Origin of the sequence: Gordonia sp. 852002-50395_SCH5434458, assembly GCF_001665905.1 — a bacterium.
Taxonomy (GTDB): domain Bacteria; phylum Actinomycetota; class Actinomycetes; order Mycobacteriales; family Mycobacteriaceae; genus Gordonia; species Gordonia jacobaea.
The window spans coordinates 1-24,188 of the sequence record NZ_LZTC01000083.1; the positions used below are offsets into that span (position 1 = coordinate 1).

15 protein-coding genes are annotated in these 24,188 nt (G+C 66.4%); 10 read left to right on the forward strand and 5 right to left on the reverse strand.

Going from position 1 to position 24,188, the window contains the following annotated elements:
* Window positions 1-234 precede the first annotated feature (234 nt).
* The 3 genes from A5785_RS18090 to A5785_RS18100 are packed head-to-tail and all read left to right on the forward strand — an operon-like array spanning window position 235 to window position 3,117.
* Window positions 235-762: a hypothetical protein gene (locus A5785_RS18090; protein WP_141630949.1), complete on the forward strand. Its 528-nt coding sequence runs from the start codon at window positions 235-237 to the stop codon at window positions 760-762.
* A complete protein-coding gene (locus A5785_RS18095) occupies window positions 759-1,403 on the forward strand; it encodes a SipW-dependent-type signal peptide-containing protein (protein ID WP_005208406.1) in 645 nt (214 codons plus the stop codon). Before A5785_RS18090 ends, A5785_RS18095 begins: the two co-directional genes overlap by 4 nt.
* 25 nt (window positions 1,404-1,428) lie before the next feature.
* The gene (locus tag A5785_RS18100; RefSeq protein WP_051994089.1) at window positions 1,429-3,117 is read left to right on the forward strand and encodes a signal peptidase I; all 1,689 of its coding nucleotides are present in this window, start codon (window positions 1,429-1,431) and stop codon (window positions 3,115-3,117) included.
* 210 nt (window positions 3,118-3,327) lie between these two features.
* Here the strand turns inward: A5785_RS18100 and A5785_RS18105 are convergent, their stop codons facing one another.
* The 4 genes from A5785_RS18105 to rplN are packed head-to-tail and all read right to left on the reverse strand — an operon-like array spanning window position 3,328 to window position 4,780.
* Entirely contained in the window at window positions 3,328-3,513 is a 186-nt protein-coding gene (locus tag A5785_RS18105) for a type Z 30S ribosomal protein S14 (protein ID WP_005170384.1), read from the reverse strand.
* A complete protein-coding gene (gene rplE / locus A5785_RS18110; RefSeq protein ID WP_005208408.1) occupies window positions 3,513-4,091 on the reverse strand; it encodes a 50S ribosomal protein L5 in 579 nt (192 codons plus the stop codon). The genes A5785_RS18105 and rplE overlap by 1 nt, the downstream gene beginning before the upstream one ends.
* A gap of 1 nt (window position 4,092) precedes the next feature.
* Entirely contained in the window at window positions 4,093-4,410 is a 318-nt protein-coding gene (rplX, locus tag A5785_RS18115; RefSeq protein WP_005208409.1) for a 50S ribosomal protein L24, read from the reverse strand.
* A gap of 1 nt (window position 4,411) precedes the next feature.
* A complete protein-coding gene (rplN, locus tag A5785_RS18120; RefSeq protein ID WP_005208410.1) occupies window positions 4,412-4,780 on the reverse strand; it encodes a 50S ribosomal protein L14 in 369 nt (122 codons plus the stop codon).
* Window positions 4,781-5,222: 442 nt separating this feature from the next.
* Here rplN and A5785_RS18125 point away from each other — a divergent pair, with 442 nt between their 5' ends.
* From A5785_RS18125 to A5785_RS18155, 7 genes are all read left to right on the forward strand, one after another.
* Window positions 5,223-18,971 carry a non-ribosomal peptide synthetase gene (locus A5785_RS18125; RefSeq protein WP_064868187.1) on the forward strand — a complete coding sequence of 4,583 codons (13,749 nt, stop codon included), beginning with the start codon at window positions 5,223-5,225 and terminating at the stop codon, window positions 18,969-18,971.
* Between the two features lie 13 nt (window positions 18,972-18,984).
* Window positions 18,985-19,230, forward strand: a complete 246-nt coding sequence (locus A5785_RS18130; RefSeq protein ID WP_005208412.1) for an MbtH family protein — start codon at window positions 18,985-18,987, stop codon at window positions 19,228-19,230.
* Window positions 19,223-20,326 carry an ABC transporter ATP-binding protein gene (locus A5785_RS18135; protein ID WP_064868189.1) on the forward strand — a complete coding sequence of 368 codons (1,104 nt, stop codon included), beginning with the start codon at window positions 19,223-19,225 and terminating at the stop codon, window positions 20,324-20,326. Before A5785_RS18130 ends, A5785_RS18135 begins: the two co-directional genes overlap by 8 nt.
* Window positions 20,316-21,098 carry an ABC transporter permease gene (locus A5785_RS18140; RefSeq protein WP_005208414.1) on the forward strand — a complete coding sequence of 261 codons (783 nt, stop codon included), beginning with the start codon at window positions 20,316-20,318 and terminating at the stop codon, window positions 21,096-21,098. Before A5785_RS18135 ends, A5785_RS18140 begins: the two co-directional genes overlap by 11 nt.
* Before the next feature lie 47 nt (window positions 21,099-21,145).
* Window positions 21,146-21,805 (forward strand): ECF RNA polymerase sigma factor SigK, encoded by a 660-nt coding sequence (gene sigK / locus A5785_RS18145; RefSeq protein WP_197500840.1) that lies wholly within the window; start codon window positions 21,146-21,148, stop codon window positions 21,803-21,805.
* Entirely contained in the window at window positions 21,798-22,625 is an 828-nt protein-coding gene (locus A5785_RS18150; protein ID WP_064868191.1) for an anti-sigma factor, read from the forward strand. The genes sigK and A5785_RS18150 overlap by 8 nt, the downstream gene beginning before the upstream one ends.
* A gap of 78 nt (window positions 22,626-22,703) precedes the next feature.
* Complete coding sequence (locus tag A5785_RS18155; RefSeq protein WP_064868193.1) at window positions 22,704-23,696, forward strand: alpha/beta hydrolase; 993 nt, start codon at window positions 22,704-22,706, stop codon at window positions 23,694-23,696.
* A 4-nt stretch (window positions 23,697-23,700) separates the two neighbouring features.
* Here A5785_RS18155 and A5785_RS18160 read toward each other — a convergent pair whose 3' ends face one another.
* A complete protein-coding gene (locus tag A5785_RS18160; RefSeq protein ID WP_064868276.1) occupies window positions 23,701-24,033 on the reverse strand; it encodes a LuxR C-terminal-related transcriptional regulator in 333 nt (110 codons plus the stop codon).
* Window positions 24,034-24,188 lie beyond the last annotated feature (155 nt).

Below are 24,188 nucleotides of genomic sequence, written 5' to 3' on the forward strand. Positions count from 1 at the left end.
CCCGCCTACTCTGGCGGTGCCACACGGGTGGGGAATTCAGATGAGCATCACTGGGGAATTTCGATGAGCGCCGTCAGTCTACGTGGTGGCAGGGCTGCTGTTCGCCTATGCGGCACTAATGATGCTATCGGCGGCACGTGACCGGCGACGGTCTCGCAGACATCTCGGGTGTGAGACATCTTGACACACAGTGCAACCCGGGCCTCGGCGCGCCCCACACACAGACGCACTAGCGTGTCCACGCAGCGTCGGCTGCTGTGTGGATGTCTCGTCACGATGATCGTGCTCGCGTTGATGTCACTCTCGATCCGAGAATCCGGCGCCTACTGGACCACGGGCGCCGCAGCATCGGCGTCGACCATCTCTTCGGGAGCCCTGGTCCTGACCGCGGGCGGCAGCCACAACCTCGCACTGGCGGCGCTCGGCGGAACATCGCTGAGCCCCGGGAGCATGAAGACCGTCAGCGTCACCGTCGCCAACGGCGGCGACACCGCGCTGGGCTACAAACTCACCAACGTCGCGACCTCCGATGGTCATCTGACGCTGACCGCGTCCGTGATGCCCGGAACCGACGCGACGAGCTGCGACGGCTCGACCGCGACGACGCTGCCGGGTACCGCACTCACCACGGCGGGAAGCTACGTGACACTGTCAAGCGGACAGACTCAAGTGCTCTGTCTTCGTGGCACTTTGGATGCCACTGCGGTCGCGGGTTCCACCTATACCGGCTCCTACACGTTCGGGGCGATCCAACAGCAATGATCAGGACTCTTCTCTTCTCGCGTCTGCGCGCACTGTGTTCACTGGGCATGGTGCTCGGCATCTGCTCGATCTCGACGATGGCGTCGTGGAGCGATTCGGCAAGCGTGACGACCGCGGCGTTCACCGTGGGTTCCGTCGATCTTAAACTCAATGGACAGGACTCGCTGACGTGGACCGCGATGAACCAGTCCGACATGCAGCCGGGTAGTTCACGAGCTGCGAACCTCACTGTCAAGAATGCGGGAGGGTACAACCTCACCTACAGCGCCATCATTGGCCCCGTGCCCACCGGCGCAATGTACGACCACGGCGTCTTCCGTGTCTACTCGGGGGCGACCCCTGTCAATGGAAACGGCGTCGGAAAGTGTTCGGGCGGAACAGCAATCGGCACTCTCGAACCAGGCTTGAGTTCTACCGTATCGAGCACGATCCCCACGCTGCCGACACACACGGGCTACGTTCCGTGGCCGAACTGGGTGACCGGAAAGACATACCCCTGGATCGGTACGCGTGCGCTTGCCGCAGGCCAGTCGGAGACGCTGTGCGTCTGGTTCGCCGTCGACCCGGATGTGCTCTACACGGCCGACGAGAACGAAGGTGTCACCTCCACCTTCACGTTCACAGCGACGCAGGCGAACTGAGATGCGCACAATAGCAAGAGAACTCGTGCTTACCATCGGTGCAGCCCTCGGCCTCCTGTGCATCGGGTTCGCAATCGCAGCGCACGCGTTCGGGATTACACCACTGATCGTCCGCTCGGGGTCGATGGCTCCGACCCTGCCGGTCGGTTCACTGGCACTCGCCGCTCCCGTACACGGCACCGACGTGCGTCCGGGCGACGTCGTATCGATCTCTCGGCCGGACGGAAGCCGGATCACACACCGCGTGATCAGCACCGCCGCAGCGTCGCAGGTAGCGGTGACCGCCTATCTGAAGGGCGACGCCAATCAGTTCCCCGACCCGGCACCCTATGTCATCGGAGATGCACATCGGGTCGTCGTGACGATTCCGCTCGCCGGCTACGCTGCGTCGTGGATGCAGACACCTGCGGGCCGCATTCTGCTCGGCACAGCCTCGATCGCTTTGGTGTATCTGACTTTTCGACGCCGCCGGGGGTCCAGGACGGATGACCGTGGAACTACGAGAGACGGGGCCGAACCCGCGCCCGGGAACCGGGGTCCAGAGCCGCGCGTACCAGCAGCGGGTCATCGCGCACGACACACCACCGCCACGGCAGGTGTCGCGACCGCGGTGACACTGGCGCTTGCCACGCAGCAGGTCGGAGCCGCACACGCGGCGTCGCTCACCGACGTTGCGGTGATGTCCAGTTCGATCAGCATGGGCACGTTCGGCAACTCGATCCCGAATGATCGCGGCGCTGTCATCATCGCCACCGCGGGGAGCGCGTCTGGCTGCAAGATCAGTTGGACCGCACCGTCATCCGGCTTCTCGGTGCGGGTGTCGTTCCTACCGAAAGGTGTTGCAGTCCCGGCCGATCACGACCCGACACCGACGACCTACCAATCGGAATACACGCTGACCGCAGGCACCCTCAGCTACGTCGCGACCGCGCCGACAGATGTGGTCGGCACCGACACGACGGCCGCCAGCGGGCAGATCTTCACCGTCCGCACGGTGCGCACGGCGGATCAGATGGTCTCGGCGAACTTCGCGTACGGTTACGTGTACCGCGCCTCGTCAACGAGCAACTACAACTGCGGAGTGCGCTCGGTCGACGGCAACGTGAACTACACCTGGCCCGCAACGTCGTCGGGCGTGCAGAGTCTCGCGCTCAAAGCCGATGTCGCAGCGTCGACCTCGAGCACGACCAGCAGCTCCGCCGCGAGTTCGACGTCCAGCAGCGCGGCATCGAGTTCGTCGGCCGCACAGTCGAGTTCGTCGACGGCAGCACAGTCGAGCAGCAGTGGGACGTCGAGCTCGACGTCGGCTGCAGGCTCGTCGACTTCACCGTCGAGCTCATCCCTTTCGACCACCACGGTCACTTCGACGGCCATCGCCACCGGGCCAGGCGCCACGTCACCGTCGAAATCTGTGAGCGCATCGCTCACCGGAACGACACTCACTCTGACCGATACAGCCTCGGGCGCAACTGTATTCACCGACACGGTGCAGTCGGGTTCGACACTCACCTGGGACGCCACCGACGACATCCTGACCGTCCACCAGCCCGACGGCAGCAGCGTCCTGGTCAAGAAGGCCGGCGACGCGTGGCAGTCCTACGACATCGCCACCACAACTGTCGCGCCAACCACGACGCCCCCGGTCGCCACGACGTCGAGCAACCAGCCCAGCGCCGCATCGTCGACCGGAGTCACAGCTCCGTCAGCGGGCTGACTGGACGATCCGTGCGGGTTTTGTGTCGGAAACCGGCTCAAAACCCATACGGATCGCTGACACCTCTACGACGACGACCCCGTCTCCCATGGAGGGAGACGGGGTCGTGGTTTCGACCAGCTCAACCAGCGGTCACAGCTCGACGAGCGCTCACAGCTCAACCTGCAGTCTCAGCTCGACCAGCGGTCACAGCTCGTCAGCGGAGCTGGGTCACCAGCTCGACTTCTGCACGCCCGGGAGTTCGCCGGCGTGTGCCATCTCGCGCAGGCACACACGGCACAGGCCGAACTTGCGGAACACCGAGTGCGGACGACCGCAACGGTTGCACCGGGTGTAGGCCCGCACGGCGAACTTGGGCTTCTTGTTGGCCTTGTTGACCAGAGCCTTCTTTGCCATCAGTTGTCCTTCACGGAGTTGTCTTTGAACGGGAAGCCCAGCTGGCGCAGCAGCGCGCGGCCTTCCTCGTCGGTGGTGGCCGAGGTGACGACGGTGATGTCCATACCGCGCGGCCGGTCGATGTTGTCGATGTTGATCTCGTGGAACATCGACTGCTCGTTCAGGCCGAAGGTGTAGTTACCGTTGCCGTCGAACTGGCGGTCCGAGAGTCCGCGGAAGTCGCGGATACGGGGAAGCGCGATGGACACGAGGCGGTCCAGGAACTCCCACATACGGTCGCCACGAAGCGTGACGCGTGCGCCGATCGGCATGCCCTCGCGCAGCTTGAACTGGGCGATCGACTTGCGTGCGCGACGAATTTCCGGCTTCTGGCCGGTGATCAGTGCGAGGTCGGTGACCGCGCCGTTGATCAGCTTCGAGTCGCGTGCGGCGTCGCCGACACCCATGTTCACGACGACCTTGACGACGCCCGGGATCTGCATCACGTTGGCGTAGTCGAACTCGGTGTTCAGCGCGTCCTTGATCTCGGCGCGGTAGCGCTGCTTGAGACGCGGCTGGGTCTTTTCGGTGGTGGTCATATCAGATGTCCTTCCCGGTCTTGCGGGAAATCCGGACCTTCTTGCCGGTCTCCTCGTCGACGCGGTAGCCGACGCGGGTGGGATTGCCCTCGGAGTCGACGACCATCACGTTCGACACGTGGATCTTCGCTTCCTGGGTCACGATGCCGCCCGACGCCGCGCCACGCTCGTTGGCCGACGCAGCGGTGTGCTTCTTGATGCGATTGACGCCCTCGACCAGAACACGCTCTTCCTTCGGGAAGGCCTGAATGACCTTGCCCTTGGCGCCCTTGTCCTTGCCCGAGACGACGATCACGGTGTCACCCTTGTGCACCTTCATGTCAGATCACCTCCGGTGCCAGCGACACGATCTTCATGAACTTCTTCTCACGCAGCTCTCGGCCGACCGGGCCGAAGATGCGGGTACCGCGGGGGTCGCTCTCACCCTTGAGGATGACGGCGGCGTTCTCGTCGAAACGGATGTAGCTTCCGTCCTGACGACGGCGCTCCTTGGTGGTGCGCACGATGACAGCCTTGACGACCTCTCCCCGCTTGACGTTGCCGCCGGGGATGGCGTCCTTGACAGTGGCGACGATGACGTCACCAATGCCTGCGTAGCGCCGAGACGAGCCGCCCAGCACGCGGATGCACAAGATTTCCTTGGCTCCGGTGTTGTCGGCGACCCGCAGGCGAGATTCCTGCTGAATCACTCGTTAGTCTCCTTGACCTGGATGTCGTCGACGCGGCGGATCCACCGAGGTGGGCCACCGCATCTGTACGCCGGATTTCCGACCCGACGCACACGGTCTGTTACCACCGGACACACGCCTGCCTGGGGTTTTGTCCCGATCTTGCGATCGCAACGCACCACCGGGTGGGTTCGCGAGCCGATTCGCGACGCGTGGCGCGCCGCAGGCAACCCCACAAGTGTAGGCGAACGCGCAGGTCCGGGCCAAATCGCTGCCGATAGGCATGACCACGACGACCCCTTCGCCATTCTCCACAACCGTCCACGCTTTCGATACTTCTTCAATCCGCACCCATCTGCGGCGCTCAGTCACGCGAAGCACGGTCAGATCCACCGGGCACAGGGCCACCACCACCGACCGATCGCCGCGCTCGACCGCGACGGTCACCTCATGAGGAGGCACAGTGAGCACCGAGGTGAGCACGACTCATTTCACAAGCGGACACGTCACAGGCGGGCAGCCCATGTCTGCCGACGCCCAGAGCCGACCGCTCTCTCTGACCGCGGCGCAGCGCGGCATCTTCTTCGCGCAGCAACTCGACCCCGACACCCCGATGTCGGTCGCGGCCTTCGCCGAGTTCTTCGACGACGTCGACGCCGAGGTGATGGACCGGGCGGTGCAACTGACCGCGAACGAAACCGAATCGGGGCTGCTGCGCGTCGTCGACGACGAGGACGGCGAACCACGCATCGTCGTCGATCGTGACAGGGACATCAGGCTCGGGCTCGTCGACTTCTCCGACGACGATGACCCGCGTGCGCGGGCTCTCGAATGGATCGACGATCACCGGTCGCGCAACGTCGATGTCTACACCGATCCGCTCCTCGAGACGTACCTGCTGCGGATGGGTCCGACACACGCGCTCTGGTACTGCTGGGGCCACCACATCGCGTTCGACGGGTATGCCGCGATGTTCATGATGGTCCGGGTCGCCGCCCACTACACCGCGATCACCGAGGGTCACGCCGCGCCCGCGTCGACCAGCGCGACGATGGCGCAGATCGCCGAGATCGACCGCGCGTACCACTCTTCTGACGCATACGCCCGCGCACACGACCATTGGCAGCAGCGCCTGCGCCCCGATGGAGCCGACGCTCCCGAGCCGACCTCCCTGTCGCCGGCGAGCGCACCGGCTGCGCCGGTTGCCGTCGTCAAGAGCACCGAACTCGACGCCGACCTCGTCGCACGCATCCGTTCACGCGCTGCCGATCACGGGGTGCGGGCCGCGTCGGTGATCACCGCGGCGGTCGCCCTCTGCCTGGCACGCCTCAACGATCGCGACGACGCCCTGCTGAGCCTCCCGGTGGCGTGCCGCGACACCGACCTGCTGCGCACCTCTGCCGGCCTCACGTCGAACGTCCTACCCGTCGGCATCGAATTCGACGCCGCGACGACCATCGCCGACGCGCTGCGAAGCATGAACTCCGACATCAAAACAGCTGTGCGACATCAGCGTTTCCGCCACGAAGAGATCACCTCCGACATCCTCGACGACTCCGACGGTAGGCGCGGATTCTTCGGCCCGATGGTCAACGTCATGCTGTTCTTCGAGCACATCGACTTCGGGTCGCTGCGCGCCGAACTCAACGTGTTGTCCACCGGCCCGGTCGAGGACGCGTCGATCAACGTCTACGACGGCTTCACCGGCGGCATGCGACTCGACCTCGAGGCGAACCCGAACGTCTACACCGCAGACGACGTCTCGCTGCACCACAACCGGATCGTCGACTTCCTGCGACGATTCGTCGACGCCCCCACCGATACGCCCGTCGTCGACATCTCTGCCGCAACGGCGTCGGAGTTGTCGGCCATCGACGACGTGACGCACGGTCGCAGCGTGGCGACAACAGACGCGACGCTCATCTCGCTGCTCGACGCCGCGCTCGAGCAGAGCACCGCCACGCACACCGCGCTGATCGAACCCGGCGTCGAAACACTGGACACCGCGACCTTCACCGCACGCGCACGCAGCGCGGCGGCCGGACTTACCGCGCGTGGGATCGGCCCCGAATCGGTTGTCGGCGTTGCTCTCCCGCGAAGTGCCGACCAGGTGGTCGCACTGCACGCCGTCATCCGTGCGGGCGCGGCGTTCCTGCCCATCGATCCCGCGGAACCCGCGCAGCGCCTCGCGCACATCCTCGACACCGCCAAGCCCGCGGTGATCATCGCAGCACCCGGCTGGGTCGGCGCCGACATCCCGGTGGTCACCGTCGATGAGCTGATCGAGCCATCACCGTCGACAGTGCAGTTCCGCGCCCCCCGCCCCGACAATCCGGCCTACGTGCTGTTCACCTCCGGCTCGACGGGCAGGCCCAAGGGCGTCGTGATCGACCACCGCGCCATCGTGAACCGTCTGCGATGGATGCAGGATCGCTACCAACTCACTTCCGACGACCGGGTGCTGCAGAAGACACCGGCGACCTTCGACGTCTCGGTGTGGGAGTTCTTTTGGCCGTTCGTCGCGGGCGCCACACTCGTCGTTGCGCGACCCGACGGCCACCGCGATCCGTGGTATCTGCGCGACGTGATCGCCGAAGAGTCCATCACGACACTGCATTTCGTGCCGTCGATGCTGTCGGCATTCGCCGACGCGCTCGCCCTCGACGAGTCGTCGAACCCGGATGCACTGACGTCGCTGCGACGCATCTTCACCAGCGGCGAGGCACTCACACCCGCGACGGTTGGTGCGATCGACGAGCTCACCACCGCGCCGGTGCACAATCTCTACGGGCCGACAGAGGCCGCCGTCGACGTGACCTATCACGACGAATGCCGCAGCGACGCAGGCGATATCCCAATCGGCCGACCCGTCGACAACACGTCGACCCACGTGCTCGACCATCACCTCATGCCGCAAGCCATCGGCGCGATCGGTGAGCTCTACCTCGGCGGCATTCAACTCGCCCGCGGTTACGCGAGCCGTCCCGACCTGACAGCAGCACGGTTTGTGTCCGATCCGCGTCAGCCCGGCGCGCGCCTGTATCGCACCGGTGACCTCGTACGCCGACGCGCCGACGGCGAGATCGAATACCTCGGTCGCGCCGACTCACAGATCAAGATTCGCGGCCAGCGCGTCGAGTTGGGAGAGATCGAGTCGGCACTGGCGGCGTTGTCCGGCGTCCGTAGCGCGGCCGTCATCACGTTCGACGACGCGGCCACCGGCAGTACCGAACTGGCTGGCTACGTCGCGGGCACAGATGACCTGGACTCCCGCGACCTCCGCGCCGAGCTCACCGATCAGCTTCCCCCCCATATGATCCCGTCGACGATCACGGTGCTCGCGGATCTTCCGACGACAAGCAACGGCAAGCTCGATCGCTCCGCACTCCCGGCACCCACGCGCACGTCGTCGCAGAGCGAACGCGTCGAGCCGGTGACAGCACTCGAGGTCGCCGTCGTCGAGACGGTCACCGCGGTACTAGGCCTGCCGACTCGGGTGTCGTTGTCCGACAATCTCTTCGATCTGGGTGGCAACTCGCTCTCGGCCACCCGGGTGAGCGCACGCCTCGCGCGCCGAACCGGACACCGACTACCGCTACGCACCGTGTTCGACGCACCCGACCTGGCCGCGCTCAGTGCCGCACTGCGCGCAGCAGGAGTCGACGACGAGCTCACAGCCACCCAGCCCGTCGATGAAATCCCAGCGTCGACCGACGGACAGGTCGCACTGTCGCCCGCGCAGCAGCGGCTCTGGTTGACTGCCCGCCTCGACCCGGATTCTGCTGTCGCCTACCACATTCCGTTCAGCGTCCATCTTGTCGGAACTCTCGACGTCGACGCTCTGCGTGCCGCGGTGAACGACGTCGTCGCGCGGCACGAGCCGCTGCGCAGCACGGTGTCGGAGCACGACGGACAGGCATTCCTCGACATCCACGCCCCCGACGACGCCGCGATAGACATGCCTCACGACGAGGTCGCCGAGGTCAGCGAGATGCAGCAACGCGCCACCGACCTCGCCTCACAGCCGTTCGACCTCACACGCGACTTCCCCATCCGCACACGGCTCCTGCGCACGTCGTCCGGCGATCACACGCTGGTCGTCGTCATTCACCATCTCGCAGCGGACGGGTGGTCGCTGGCGCCCTTCGCCGCCGACCTCGCCACCGCCTACCGCGCACGCGTCGACGCGCATACACCCGAGTGGGCGCCACTACCCGTCGAGTACTCGACGGTTGCCGCAGCCCACCGCGCCGCGTTGACCACCACCGACGGCACAGAACTCGACTTCTGGCGCAGTCGTCTCGCCGATGCTCCCGCCGAAACCGAACTGCCACTTGATCGTCCGCGCTCCGACCGCCCAGGTGTTGCCGGCGGCGTCGTGACGATTACCGTGCCCCGCGAGCGTCACCGGGCATTGACGACGCTGGCCGCCGACAACGACGCGACCCTCTTCATGGTGGTCCACGCCGCGGTCGCCACGCTGCTACGCGGCTTCGCTCGCGCCGACGAGATCGTCGTCGGCACACCGGTATCCGGACGGGGCGACGCCGACCTCGACGCGCTGGTCGGAATGTTCGTCAATACCCTCGCACTGCCGACGCGCGTCGACAAGAACTCGTCGTTCCTCGCTGTGCTCGACAAGATCCGCGACGCCGACCTCGACGCCTTCGACCACGCAGACATACCCTTCGATCACCTTGTGACCGAACTGAATCCGCAGCGGTCAGCCCAGGTGCATCCGTTCTTCCAGGTCTCGCTCGCGGTGGACAACCGCGACGACATCACCATCGACCTACCCGGCGTGACAGCAACGGCCTCGCCGATCGACATCGCGTCAACCAAGTTCGACCTCTCGTTCACCTTCGTCGAACACACCGACGAGCACGGGCAACCGTCCGGCATCGACATCGAGATCGGCTACACCACCGACCTCTTTGACGCCGCCACCGTGAGCGGTATCGGTTCACGACTGAGCAGGATCATCACCACGGTGACCGACGACCCGACACTGGCGGTCGGCGACATCGCCGTCCTCGACCCGAGCGAGCGACTCGGACTGGTGCCGGCCGTCGGCGTGGGAACCCGTCCCGTCGAACACTTCTCGTCGATCCTCGCGGCTGCGGTTCGCTCGGAGCCCGACCGGATCGCCGTGACGGACGGCGACACCTCACTCACCTACCGCGAACTCGACTCCGCCGCCGAGACTCTCGCGCAGTGCCTGCGCGACAACGGAGTCGGGCCAGAGGACTTCGTCGCAATTGCGCTACCCAGGAGCGCGCAGTGGGTGCGCGCGGTCTGGGCGGTCACCCGATGCGGAGCCGCATGGGTACCGATCGATCCCGCCTATCCGCATGCACGTATCGAGTTCATGCTGACCGATTCCCGTGCGCGCCTGCTGCTGACCGACGTCGACTCTCACCCGAAACTCGGCACCGCGGCCGACGGCATCACGACCATCACGCTCGACGAGATCCACCGTTCGGGCGGCGACGCCCCAGCGCCACAACGCGACAACGCACCCGACCTCTCCGTCGACCAACCCGCGTACATGATCTACACCTCGGGTACCACCGGCACACCCAAGGGCGTCGTCGTCAGCCATCGCGGCCTAGCCGACTTTGCCGCACAACAGGTGTCGCAGTTCGGCCTCACCGCCGACAGCCGCACGATGCACATGGCGTCGCCCAGCTTCGACGCCTCGGTCCTCGAACTCCTCATGGCGTTCTCCGGCGCATCGACGATGCGCATCGTCGGACCTGATCCCGTCGCCGGTCGCGAACTGACCGATCTGATGCGGTCCGCAGGCATCACCCACGCATTCCTCACGCCCTCGCTGCTGACCACCATGAATCCCGACGCCGTGCCGGATCTCGAGGTGCTGGTGATCGGCGGCGAGCATCCGAATGCCGAAGCCGTCCGTCGGTGGGCGCAGACCACGACGATCTTCAACGCCTACGGGCCGACGGAGACGACGGTCGTGGCGACGGTCTCGGATCCGATCGTCGAACACCCGACGACGTCGTACTCGCCGCGCGTCACGATCGGCAGACCCATCCGCGGCGTCTCGACCGTCGTCCTCGACGAGCGGCTCCTCCCCGTCGCACCCGGGACCACCGGCGAACTCTACGTCGCAGGCACACACCTGGCACGCGGCTACCACGGAGTGCACGGACTGACGTCGAAACGCTTCGTCGCCAATCCCTTTGGCGATCCCGGCGAGCGGATGTACCGTACCGGCGACCTGGTGCGCTGGACCGCCGATCATCGCCTCGAGTTCCGCGGCCGCGCCGACGACCAGGCCAAGGTACGTGGCCACCGCATCGAACTCGGCGAAGTCGACGCTGCGCTCACCGCACTCGACGACGTACAGGCCTCGGTGAGCATCGTCGACGGCGACGGCGCGACGGCGCGCTTGATCTCGTTCGTCGCGTTCGACGGGGTCGATGCCGACCACCACGCGCGTTCGGCGCTGCTCACCAAGCTGCGAGAACGTCTGCCGCGGCACATGATTCCCTCGGCCATCATCACAGTTCCCGAGATCCCGAGGACCCCCGCGGGCAAGATCGACCTGCGCGCGCTACCCGCCCCCGGCGACGCCGACACCGCACGCGAGTCCGTGCCCGTGGCACCGCGTTCCGACGCCGAGCGGATGATCTGCTCCGTCATCGCCGGGGTACTCGACCGACCAATCACCGACGTCGGCGTCGACGACGACTTCTTCGACCTCGGCGGCAACTCACTTCTGGCGACACAGCTGGTGGATGCACTCGCGCAGCACACCGGCTCACGCCTGGCCGTGCGCGACGTCTTCGATCATCCGACCGCTGCGGAGCTCGCGCCCCTGTGCGCAGAGGCGACACCTGCGCAACACGCTCTCCTGCACCATGATCCGACCACCGAGCTGGTCTGCGGACCTGCTCAGCGGCAGCTCTGGTTCCTCAACACGCTCGGCGCCGACGACGACGCACCCGATGCGTCGTACTCGATCGCCTTCGCACTCGACATGCGCGGCGCACTCGACGTCGACGCGCTCGCGGGTGCGCTCCGGTGGGTGATCGACCGCCACGAGCCACTGCACACCGTCTATCCCGAGCAAGACGGACTGCCGACCATGGTGGCGGCCACGAGCAGCGATCTCACGCTCGACGTGCAGGATATCTCGGCGTCGGACTGGCGTGTGACCGCAGAATCGTTGGCGCAGCGTCCGTTCGACCTCACCCGCGATCTGCCCATCCGCGTTGCGCTGCACCAGCTCAACGACGCCGCGGACCACCACAAGCTGACCGTCGTCGTGCACCACATCGCCGCCGACGGCGCGTCGATGGCGCCACTCGCGCGTGACCTCGCGGGCGCCTACGCGGATCTGTCCGACGGTCGATCACCGTCGGCAGATCCGCTCCCCCTCGACTATCGCGACTACCTGCGGTGGCAGCGTGACACGCTAGATGCCCGCCTACCGGAGCTGACCGCGTGGTGGCACGCAGAACTCGACGGTCTCGATTCCGCCCCGGTTCTGCTACCCGATGTCGCCGCGAAAGATGGAGCGGCACAACGCGGCGCCGATGTCGTCGAGGTGACCCTCGACAGCGCCGTCCGTGCGCGCCTCACCGAACTCGGTAGCTCGACGACCACCGAGTTCATGGCAATGCACGCGGTGCTCGCCGCTCTACTGCGCCACCACAGCGCCGACCAGGACGTGCACACCCGCGGCTCCGACGCCGACATCGTCATCGGAACTCCCGTCGCGGGCCGCGCCGATCCCCGTCTCGCGCAACTTGTCGGAATGTTCGTCAACTCTGTCGCACTCCGCACCCGCGTCGACGGGGCGTGGTCGGCGACCGAACTCGTCGACGAGGTGCGCCGAACTGACCTCGACGCCCTCTCGCACGCGGACATGCCGTTCGACGCCGTCGTGGCAGATCTACGTCCGTCACGGACGGGTCGTCACCCCATCTTCACCATCTCGCTGACCGTCGACGATGATCCGCTCGCCACAACGGATTCCGCGTTGCGCGGAGTGCGCACCGAGATCGAAGAAGTCGACACCGGCGCAGCACGTTTCGATCTGGAGGTGCAGTCGCGCGGCGACACGCTTCGTCTGACGTATGCGACCGACCTGTTCAGCCGTGCCCGAATCGAGGCGCTGGCAGACGATTTCGTCGAACTCGCCCACGCACTGATCGCGCACCCCGACCGCAGCGTCGACGAGCATCTCGTCGCAACCCATCAACTCGCACCACAGGCTGAGCCTGCCATCACGTCACCCGACCCGGTTCATCTCGGCGACCTACTCGAGCTCACGGCCACCCGTCACCGTGATCTCATCGCCGTTGAGGACGGCGACGTCGCGCTGACGTACGCGCGCCTCGACGAGATCTCGGCACGCTGGGCGAACGCTCTCCGGGCCGAGGGTGTCGGTCCGGAAGACGTTGTCGCCGTGGCACTCCCCCGGTCGTGGCGGTTCGTCGCCGCGCTCTGGGCAGTGCTGCGCTCGGGCGGCGTGGTGCTCCCCATCGATCCGCGATACCCCCTCGAACGCATCGAGCACATGCTCCGCGACTCCGACGTGGCAGTCGGAATCACCGACACCGACGGGGTAATCGGAAGCGCTCAGCTCGACGCGTCGTCCGACCTGCACTGGTTCGACACCGGAGCACTCGATCGCGGCAGCGCGGCACCGCCGGCCCCCGCGCCGCGTCGACCCGACGCCGCGGCCTACGTGATCTACACCTCCGGCTCGACCGGCGTGCCCAAGGGCGTCACGGTGACTCACCGGGGCATCGGCGCGTTCAGCCAGAGCCAGCGGGACCGCTACGACGTTCAGTCTGGCGATCGCACACTGCATTTCGCGTCACCCGGCTTCGACGCGACGTTCCTCGAGTTCCTCCTCGCCTTCGATGCGGGTGCGACGATGGTCATCGCGCCGCCGACCATCTTCGGCGGAGACGAACTCGTCGAGTTCCTCGACGAGCACGCCGTGTCGCACGCATTCATCACACCGGCCGCGCTCATGGCCGCGGCACCCAGCCCCCTGCCACTGCTCCGGACCCTCGGCGTCGGCGGTGAGGCGTCGCCCGCGGAACTCGTCGCCGCCTGGGCACCCGGGAGGCGTTACGTCAACTGCTACGGACCCACCGAGACCACAATCGTGGCGACGATGTCGCAGCCATTGAGTCCCGGTGAGGCGATCACAATCGGCGAGCCGGTGATCGGTTGCACTGCACAGATTCTCGACCATCGTCTCAATCCCGTGCGCGACAACGTACCGGGCGAGCTGTACCTCGCGGGGCCGGGAGTCGCGCGCGGCTACCTCGGCCGCCCGGACCTGACCGCCGCACGATTCGTCGCCGATCCACGAGCGCGTGGCGCGATCATGTATCGCACCGGCGACGTGGTGCACCGCACCACAGCTGGGTCGTTGGTGTTCGACGGACGCAGCGACAACCAGGTCAAGGTGCGCGGCTTCCGCATCGAACCGGACGAGGTGAGCAACGCCCTCACGTCACATCCTGACGTCGACGCCGCGCTGACACTCGTGCGCGGCGAAGGCGCGGACGCACGCCTGGTCGCCTACGTCACCTCGACCCCGCCCGACTCACTGTCCGACCGCGAACTCATCGCACATGTTGCTGCGAGCCTCCCGCGACAGATGGTCCCGTCGAGCGTCGTCGTTCTCGATCGATTCCCGTTGACGCCCAACGGAAAGATCGATCGTCGGGCGCTACCTGCGCCGACCGCACCGGCGACGACCGTTGCGCGAGAAGTCGGTTCGACAGCCGAGCAGCGGGTCGCCGACGCGATGGCCGACGTCCTCGGCATCGGTCGCGACAGCGTCGGCGCAGACACCGACTTGTTCGCGGCAGGCGGAACCTCGTTGCAGGCCACCGCTCTCGCGGCGAAACTGCGGACCGACGACCGAACCAGGCTTCGTGTGCGGGAAATCTTCGATCACCCGACTGTCGCCGCGCTGGCAGCACTCGTCAGCCAGGACGAGCACACAAGTGACACAAACGATTCCACCCACCATCCGCTGATTCCACAGCGCGGCAGCGTCGTTCCGGTCGCGCCGATGCAGCGTCGACTACTCTCACTTGCCCGAACGCATCCGGCGTCGACCGACTACCTGATGCCCTTCACACTGCATCTGACGGGAACCCTTGACCGTCAGATGCTCCGCGACGCACTGGTCGATCTCGTGTCGCGGCACGCCGGCCTGCGTACCGTCTACCCCTCCGAAACAGGCGGTACGCAGGTCGGAGGTGTGCTGATCGGAGCAGACCGCGCGATCGGACATATGCAACCGCTCGGCTACAGCGACAACGACGACGCGTCGGCGTTGATCGAGCACCTGTGCACCACCCCGATCGACATCTCGGCGCAGCCGGGGATACGCGCACACCTCCTGACGCGGATCTCGCAGGGCACCACGGGTGAGCACATCCTCGTCCTCCTCATCCACCATGCCGCGGCCGACGGGGCGTCGCTGCCGATTCTGATCGACGACCTCGCCACGGCCTACTCCGAGAGGCTGGGCGGCCGTGACACCATCTGGGAGGCTTCGGCTTTCGACTATCGCGACTATGCGGCGATCGTCACCGGGGCCGACCGTCGAACTGACGCGGAGGACAATCTCGCCTACTGGACAAACCTGCTCGCCGGCGCACCCGCCGACTGCGCACCCAAGCCGACCCGAACCGCACCAACTCGGGCCGACGCACCCGAGGGTTCACCGTCACTGGCCGGTTCGGTATCGATCCCACTCGACGACGCGCTGCGCAACGCTGTGATCGACTGCGCACGAACCTATTCGACCACCCCGTTCACCCTGCTCCACGCCGGGCTCGCCACCCTCCTGCACCGACTCGGAGTGGGCGACGACGTGGTGATCGGCACGCCAGTGGCGAATCGGGACGTCCCCGAACTCGCCGATACCTCCGACACCGACCTCACCCGCGTCGTCGGAATGTTCGTCAACACCCTCGCTCTGCGCACACGGCTCGACGGCACCGAGCCCGTTCGCGATCTTCTCGCGCGGGTACGAGACGACGATCTCGATGCGCTCGACCATCGCGACGTGCCCTTCGACGACGTCGTTGCCGCGGTCAACCCCGACCGGTCGGTCGGCGGGCATCCACTCTTCGAGGTCGCACTCTCTGTCCACGACTACGGGGCAGACGTCGCGCACAGCCAGGTCGAGCTGGCGCCGGGATTACATGGGGAGATCGACGAGATCGGCTCCGCACAGGCAAAATTCGGTCTCCAGTTCACGGTGGCGCACCTGCACTCCCCCGACGCCACCCTCGAGGTGACATTCGCCGCCGACCGGTACGACGACCGCGACGCCCACGATCTCGCTGTCAGATTCCTGCGGGTGGTTCGTGCGATCACCACCGACACCAAGCGGGCTGTCGGCGATATCCGCATCACCGATCCCCTCGAGGTGGCCGACGTCGCCCCCGCGCGCGGACCGCGCAGCGGCGAACCGATGACGTTCGGCGAGATTCTCGATGACGCCGTGTCACGCAACCCCGACGGCATCGCCGCCACCGACGGCGACACCTACATCACCTACCGCGAGCTCGACGCACGAGCGCACCGACTCGCACGACTGCTTCTGGCGAGCGGCGTCAGGGACTCTGATTCCGTGGCAGAACCTGTCGTGGCCATGGCCATTCCGCGGTCGATCGAAGCGCTGGTCGCCATCTGGGCGATCGTGCGAACCGGCGCCGCCTACGTTCCCGTCGATCCGACGTATCCGCCCGAGCGGATCGCGCACATGCTCACCGACAGTGGTGCGCAGCTCGTGGTGACCGACTCGGCAACCCGTGAGCGCATCCCGTCGTCGACCACACCGGTGATCGTCGTCGACGAGCAGCCCGTACTCGACCGGCTCACACAGACGTCGGCAGCGCCGCTCACCGATGCCGAGGCGACCCCCGCAGGCATCGATCAGTTGGCCTACATCATCTACACCTCTGGCTCGACCGGACGCCCGAAAGGCGTTCTGGTACCACACTCCGGGTTGCGCGCGGTGCGAGATGAGTTGCAAGCGCGGATGACACCACACGTAGGCTCACGGGTTCTGCATTTCGCGTCACCGAGCTTCGACGCCTCGGTGCTCGAATTCCTGCTCGCCGCAGCGGGATCGGCGTGCCTGGTCATTGCTCCCACTGATGTCTTCGGCGGTAAACCGTTGGCGCAGTTCCTCACTCGAACCGGGGTCACCCACGCATTCATCACGCCCGCCGCGGTGGCGAGCATGTCGCCGACCGACGCCCCGACGCTGAAGTGCCTGGCAATCGGCGGCGAGGCCTATGGAGCAGATCTCGCGCGACGGTGGTCGGCGGGGCGTCGGATCATGAATGTCTACGGCCCCACCGAGACCACGGTGATCACCACCTCCAGCGACCCGCTGCGCGCACACGACGAATTGACCATGGGCACACCGAACAACGGTGTGAGCGCACTCGTCCTCGATGCGCGGCTGCATCCGGTACCCGCAGGTGTTGTGGGCGAGTTGTATCTGATCGGATCGCAGGTGACTCGCGGCTACCACCGTCGCCCCGCCCTCACGGCCACCCGGTACCTGCCGGTCCCGATGGTCGCAGGCGACGAGTTCGCGGGTCACCGCATGTACCGCACGGGAGACCTCGTCCGGTGGACGCGCGACGGGCGACTGTCCTACGTCGCACGGAGCGACGGTCAGGTACAGATCCGGGGCTTCCGCGTCGAACTCGGCGAAATCGACGACGCCCTGACCGCCGACCCGCGTGTCGATTTCGCGGTCACCGTGGTCGTTGGCCCCGACCAGCGCGACTCCACGTCGACGCAGGGCGGTTCCACGCTGCACAGCTACGTGACGCTCACCGAACGAGCCGCCTTCGTCGACAACTCGCAACGAAGCGCTCTCGGCGACGACCTGCGGGGTCTTCTGCGACAACGTCTTCCGCGCCACATGGTGCCCGCGACGGTCACGATCCTCGACGAGATCCCGCTGACCCCGGTCGGCAAGCTCGACCGCGCGGCACTCCCTGCGCCGGAGATCACACGACGCGGCCGCGCCCCGCTCCCCGGCACCGAGAAGACCATCGCGGCCATCTTCGTCGAGGTGCTCGGATTGCCGGACGATGAGATCGCGGCAGACGCAAGCTTCTTCGACCTCGGCGGAAACTCGCTACAGGCAACGACTCTCACCGATCGTCTGTCGAGCGCTCTCGGAGTCGAAATCCGCGCACATCAGGTGTTCGCGGCACCCACCGTCGCAGAACTCGCGGCCCAGATCGACCCCGCGTCACACGAGCTGGACAGCACCGAAGGCTCCCGCTCCGCCTGGGAGGTACTCATCCCGCTGCGGTCGACACCGCGCGAGTCCGCATCGGCGACTGCGCCGCTGTTCGTCGTACATCCGGCGATCGGACTCTCGTGGGCATTCGCGTCGCTTCTCCCCCACCTGGAACCCGACCGTCCCGTCTACGGACTCCAACACCCCTCGCTGTCCGGGCAACCTGCCCCGTCGTCCCTTGGCGAGCTCGCCGCCTACTACGCGGAGCAGATCCAGTCGGTTGCGCCCACCGGGCCGTACCACCTGCTCGGTTGGTCACTCGGCGGGATCATCGCCCAGGAGATCGCGGTGATCCTCCAGGGAAGCGGAGAAGAGGTCGGCGATCTGACGATCCTCGACTCGTACGTCCTCTCCGACCGCCCCGACCTCGTCACCGAACCCTCCATCGGTGAGCTCATGATCGAATTCGGCATCACCGCAACCGATTCCGTCACCGCCGATCCCACCGCATCGCCCGATGTCGACGACGCCTGGCACGCGGTGCGGGCGGCGGGCGGGATGCTCGCGGGGCTGTCGAGAGCCGAATTCGGCACGGTGCACCGCGTTTTCGAGCAGGCAGGCTCCCTCGCCAATCCGTGGCGCCCGCGAGTGTTCCACGGAGACATCACCTTCGTCTCCGCCACCAGGGCATCACAGCCGGGAGCGCGAGCCGTCGACGGATGGCGTCCCTACGTCGACGGGTACATCCGCAACATCGACGTCGACTGCACGCACGCACGAATGCTGCTGCCGGACAACGTGGCCGATTTCGCTTACGCCCTCTCGCCACCACCGCGTCGATCAGCGCGGCATCGCAGAGACGACGCCGCAACGACGTCCCATCGATGGCGCTACACCAGTCGCGTCACGCCAACCGAAGACATCAACTGAGGAGGAATCACTCATGACCAATCCGTTCGACGACGTCAATGGCGTCTTCCTGGTGCTGGTCAACCACGAGAACCAACACTCGCTGTGGCCCCAGTTCGCGCCTGTCCCCGCAGGCTGGCGTCGGGTGCACGGGCCGTCCGACCACGACGACTGCCTGCGCTACGTCGACGAGAACTGGACCGACCTACGGCCGAAGAGCCTCATCGAAGCAATGGAAGGGAGTACGCGTGCCGACCACAGGACGACACAGGATGACTGAACCCATCAACATGGCTGAACCCATCAACATGACTGGGCCCATCGACGCGGATACGCCAGACACGGCCACACGCAACGCACTCGAGATCCGCGGTGTACGAAAGGTATTCACCTCCGGCCTGCTGCGCCGCGGGCGCGCCGTGATCGCCGTGGAGGATCTCGACCTCACCATCCCGGCAGGCACCGTGCACGCGCTGCTCGGGCCCAACGGTGCGGGCAAGACCACCACCGTTCGCATGGTGGCGACCCTGCTGCGCCCCGATGCCGGCACGGTGACCGTCTCCGGGATCGACGCGCTGCGCGAACCCGACCGGGCGCGTGAAATCATCGGTGTCTCAGGGCAGTACGCCGCCGTGGACGGCACGCTCACCGGCTTCGAGAACCTGCGCATGGTGGCCCAGCTCTACGGCCATCGTCGACGCGACGCGTCGGCCCTTGCGCGCGACATGATCGCCGAACTCGGACTCGACGATGCCGCCGACCGACCGATGCGCACCTACTCGGGCGGCATGCGGCGGCGACTCGACCTCGCGGGAGCACTCATCAACCACCCGCGACTCGTCATCCTCGACGAACCGACCACCGGACTCGACCCACGCGGTCGACGCCAGATCTGGGACCTGATCGCCGCGCAGGTGGATGCGGGAACCACCGTCTTGCTGACCACCCAGTACCTCGAGGAAGCCGACACGCTTGCCGACGAGATCACCGTCATCGACCACGGACGAATCCGCGCGCAGGGTAGTGCAGACGAGCTCAAGAACTCGATCACCCCGGAAATCCTCAGTGTCGAGTTCGAAGGTGAGCACACCGTCTCCGAATCCGCTGTCGTCGCACGAACATTGGCGGCGATCGGCGTCGGAAACCCGCATCGGTCGGAAACAGGGACATGGACGGTGCCGGTCGCCGACGGCGCCGCCGACATCCCGGATGCCATCCGCGCGCTCGACGCGGGAGGCACACCTGCACGCAGCGTCTCCGTCGCCGGACCGACACTCGACGACGTGTTCCTTCAGCTGACCGAGCACGCAGTCGACGACGACACGAGCGCTACGACGACGCGCCTCGACACACGGGAGCCCGCCGATGTTCACTGACACCGCAGTCCTCGTCGAGCGCAATCTGCTCACTGTGCGACGTATCCCCACCCTGCTCGTCAGCGCGACCATTCAGCCGCTGATGTTCGTGTTCCTCTTCGCCTATGTCTTCGGCGCGACCTTCGGAGGACACTCCTACCGCGAGTACCTGATGGCCGGGATCTTCACGCAGACTGTTGTTTTCAACGCGGCGTTCACCACCGTGGGACTCGCCAACGACATGTCCGACGGAATCATCGACCGGCTGCGCTCGCTGCCCATGTCACGACTGGCAGTCATCGCAGGCCGAGTGGGCTCCGACATGCTGCTCGGCCTCGTCGGACTCACGGTCATGGTAATCAGCGGCCTCGTCATCGGCTGGCGGGTCCACGGCTCGCTCGCCGACGCGGCAATCGCATTCGGGGTGATCATCGTGTTCGCGCTCGCGATGGCATGGGTCGGTGCGGTCACCGGACTGATCGCACCCAATGTCGAAGTGGCGCAAAGCATCGGATTCTTGTGGATGTTTCCGGTGACCTTCCTGTCGTCGGCCTTCATCTCCGCGGCAAGCCTGCCGGGGCCGCTTCGGACGATCGCCGAGTGGAATCCGGTGACAGCCGTCGCCACCACGAGTCGCGATCACCTCGGCAACGGCGCGCCGTCGAACTTCGTGCCACCGTCCGGGTGGGTCGCCGACCACGCGCTCGCCTACTCGATCGGCTGGAGCGTGGCGATCCTGGCGGTGTGCATGCCGTTGTCGCTGATGCTCTATCGGCGCGCGGCAAGCAGATGAGTCATCGGCCCGATGGGCGCGCCGATGTCGATCCGACACGACGCCGTATGGACCGAACCGCCACACCCGAGCTCGGGCGTGGCTACGGTGGTGGAGTGACATCGGGCCACGCAGCGACGGGAGACGACGACCGCCCCGCAGGCTCGACGTCGGAAGCCAGCACCCTTCGTGATCTGTTGACCGCCTCTTCCGGCGGCGACCGCGCTGCATTTTCTCAGCTCTACGACCTCACCAGCGCGCGCATCTACGGCCTCGCCCTGCGGGTGATCCGTGACGTGCACTACGCCGAGGAGATCGTACAGGAGTCGTACCTGCAGTACTGGCAGAAGGCCGACCAGTATCAGCCGTCGCGCGGCTCGGTGATCACGTGGATGATGACGATCGCGCACCGGCGCGCCGTCGACCGTGTCCGCACCGAAGAACTCCAGCAGCGCAAAGCCGCCGAGTACGGCGCAGGCAACGCGAGCACCCCGCACCCGATCCCGCTCGAGGTGGTCGTCGACCGCGAGGAGACCCGCACCCTGCACACGTGCCTCGATCGGCTGACAGAGCTTCAGCGCGCCAGCATCGAGATGTCGTACTTCAACGGCATGACCTACCCCGAGGTCGCCGCGGTCATGTCCACTCCGCTGCCGACCATCAAATCCCGCATCCGCGACGGCCTCCGACGGCTCAAGAAATGTCTGCACGGAGAAGCCGATGGCTGACACCGACTGGCTCGACGACCACGTCGAGCTGTACGCCATCGACGCGCTGACGCCCGCCGAGACCGAACGCGTGCGCCGCGAACTCGACGACCTCAGCGCCGTCGAACTCCGGATCTACCTCGCACGCATCACCGACATCCAGTCGGCCATCACCGACCTCGCGAGTGGATTCGCGCTCGCCGCGCCCGCCGAACTGCGCGCGACGGTCCTCGACCGCGCATTCAGCGCCGACACCGAAACCACAGGCGTCTCCGACACAGATCAGCGGGGCGTCTCCGACACCGAACAACAGCGCGCCTCCGAGAGTGACTCAGAGCCGTCGACCGTCGTCCCGATCGACCGTGCGCGCAGCAGGCGCGGGCGCGTGGCGCTCGCGGTCGGCGCCGCGGCGGTCGCGCTGGCCGTCGCACTGGGTGCGGGTGTACTCATCGGGCGCACCACAGCGCCGGAGCAGACACCGTCGTCGACCACCGCCCAACAGGTGTCCGACATTCTCGCCGCACCGGACGCGCGGTCGACGGTGTCGTCGCTCGCCGACAATCGCGGCACCATCACCGTCGTGAGTTCGAAGTCGGCGAACCGCGCCGTCGCCGTGGTGCGTGACCAGCGCAATCCCATCGCCGCGGACCAGACGTTCCAGTTGTGGCTGATCGGCAAAGCAGCCACGCCGGTGTCGGCGGGCCTCGTCGCGGGTACCGGCTCCGCTGCCCCGCACGTGATCGATTCGCTCGACGACTCGAGCGTGCTCGCGGTGACCATCGAGCCACAGGGTGGATCGCCTCAACCGACGACAGATATCCTGACGCAGGTCGCGCTGTAGCCGCGACGCACGGCTACGGGGTCGAGATCGCCGAGAGGGCGGCCTCGCAGAAGTCCCGAGTGATCGCAGGAGTGAACAATGCGTCGACAACACCTGATCTGGCTGACCCTTGGGCTCATGCTGGCCGCGTTCCTCGGGGCGACAGCACCCGCACAGGCGGCGCCGACGTCGAGCATCGTCAGTTCCACCGACGATTCACCCCAGCAGGTGACGCTGATGGTGCACTCGGCGTCGATGGATCGCATCGTCCCGGTCACGGTGTTGACACCGAAAAACCGCATCCGTCCCGCACCGACGCTGTACCTGCTCAACGGAGCAGGCGGTGGCGAGGATTCGGCCACCTGGGACGCCCGCACCGACTACAAGAAGTTCTTCGCCGACAAGAACGTGTACGTCGTGACCCCGATCGGCGGAGCCTTCTCGTACTACACCGATTGGCAACGCGACGACCCGGTCCTCGGCCGCAACAAGTGGCAGACATTCCTCACCAAGGAGCTGCCACCACTGATCGACAAGCGCTTCCCGACCACGGGAAAGGTTGCCGCAGCGGGCATCTCGATGGCCGGGACAACGGTGTTCAACCTCGCGCTCGCGGCCCCCGGTCTGTACCGCTCGATTGCCGCGTTCAGCGGCTGTGCGCGCACCAGCGACCCGGTCGGGCAGCAATACATCCGCTTCGTCGTCGAGAACCGCGGCGGAGGCAACATGGTCAATATGTGGGGACCGCTGAATGGACCCGGCTGGCGGGCCAACGATCCCTATCTCAACGCGGCGAAGCTGCGCGGCACCAAGGTCTATATGACCGCAGGCACCGGGCTTCCCGGCAAGCACGAACAACTGTCCGACCCGTCGATCGACGGCGACGGGCTGGTGCTGGCGAACCAGGCTCTGCTCGGCGGCGCGATCGAGTTCGGCATCGATCAGTGCACACGCCAGATGGCGACGCGCCTCGCTCAGCTCGGCATTCCCGCCAAGGTCAATCTGCGTCCCACCGGAAGCCACTCATGGGGCTACTGGCAGGACGACCTGCACCAGACCTGGCCGTCTCTCGCCCGCGACATCGGGGCGTGAGACCTCACCAGCGGTCGAGGCTGGTGTAGCCGTCCTGCAGAGCGCGAGCCAGCAGGTGCGTCTTCGTCGGGGCGGGGCGACCCGCGGCCGTGTACTTCGTGCGGATGCGCGCGAGGTGGGTGCTCACGGTCGACGCTGAAATGAACAGCGTCGCCGCGGCGTCCTCTTTTGACTCTGCACGCAGCCAGGTCAACAACACCTCGACTTCGCGGCGCGACAGCATCGGCCGACGTGCCACGGCGGCGTCGTGGCCGTGGCGGTAGTCGTCCATCCGGGTGATCTCGGCGGAGGCGAATGAATTCGACGCCGCGCCGCGATCTGCGACAACAGGGGACACAGGCACGCGCGATGGCACCCCGAGGGCACCCCCGGTCTCTGTTACTACGGTCACCGTTACGTCCTTACATCATGTCGTTTCGACAGCGATCCCCAACACTCAGCAAATAGTAAGGATTGGGTCTGACATGTCGGTAGTCCCCTAAATGGGGCCTT

Coding starts and splice junctions, on each gene's coding strand:
- sigK (WP_197500840.1), top strand. CDS start 21,146: ATGGACCGAACCGCCACACCCGAGCTCGGGCGTGGCTACGGTGGTGGA.
- A5785_RS18155 (WP_064868193.1), top strand. CDS start 22,704: ATGCGTCGACAACACCTGATCTGGCTGACCCTTGGGCTCATGCTGGCC.
- A5785_RS18095 (WP_005208406.1), top strand. CDS start 759: ATGATCAGGACTCTTCTCTTCTCGCGTCTGCGCGCACTGTGTTCACTG.
- A5785_RS18105 (WP_005170384.1), bottom strand. CDS start 3,513: ATGGCAAAGAAGGCTCTGGTCAACAAGGCCAACAAGAAGCCCAAGTTC.
- A5785_RS18130 (WP_005208412.1), top strand. CDS start 18,985: ATGACCAATCCGTTCGACGACGTCAATGGCGTCTTCCTGGTGCTGGTC.
- A5785_RS18135 (WP_064868189.1), top strand. CDS start 19,223: ATGACTGAACCCATCAACATGGCTGAACCCATCAACATGACTGGGCCC.
- rplX (WP_005208409.1), bottom strand. CDS start 4,410: ATGAAGGTGCACAAGGGTGACACCGTGATCGTCGTCTCGGGCAAGGAC.
- A5785_RS18140 (WP_005208414.1), top strand. CDS start 20,316: ATGTTCACTGACACCGCAGTCCTCGTCGAGCGCAATCTGCTCACTGTG.
- A5785_RS18150 (WP_064868191.1), top strand. CDS start 21,798: ATGGCTGACACCGACTGGCTCGACGACCACGTCGAGCTGTACGCCATC.
- rplE (WP_005208408.1), bottom strand. CDS start 4,091: ATGACCACCACCGAAAAGACCCAGCCGCGTCTCAAGCAGCGCTACCGC.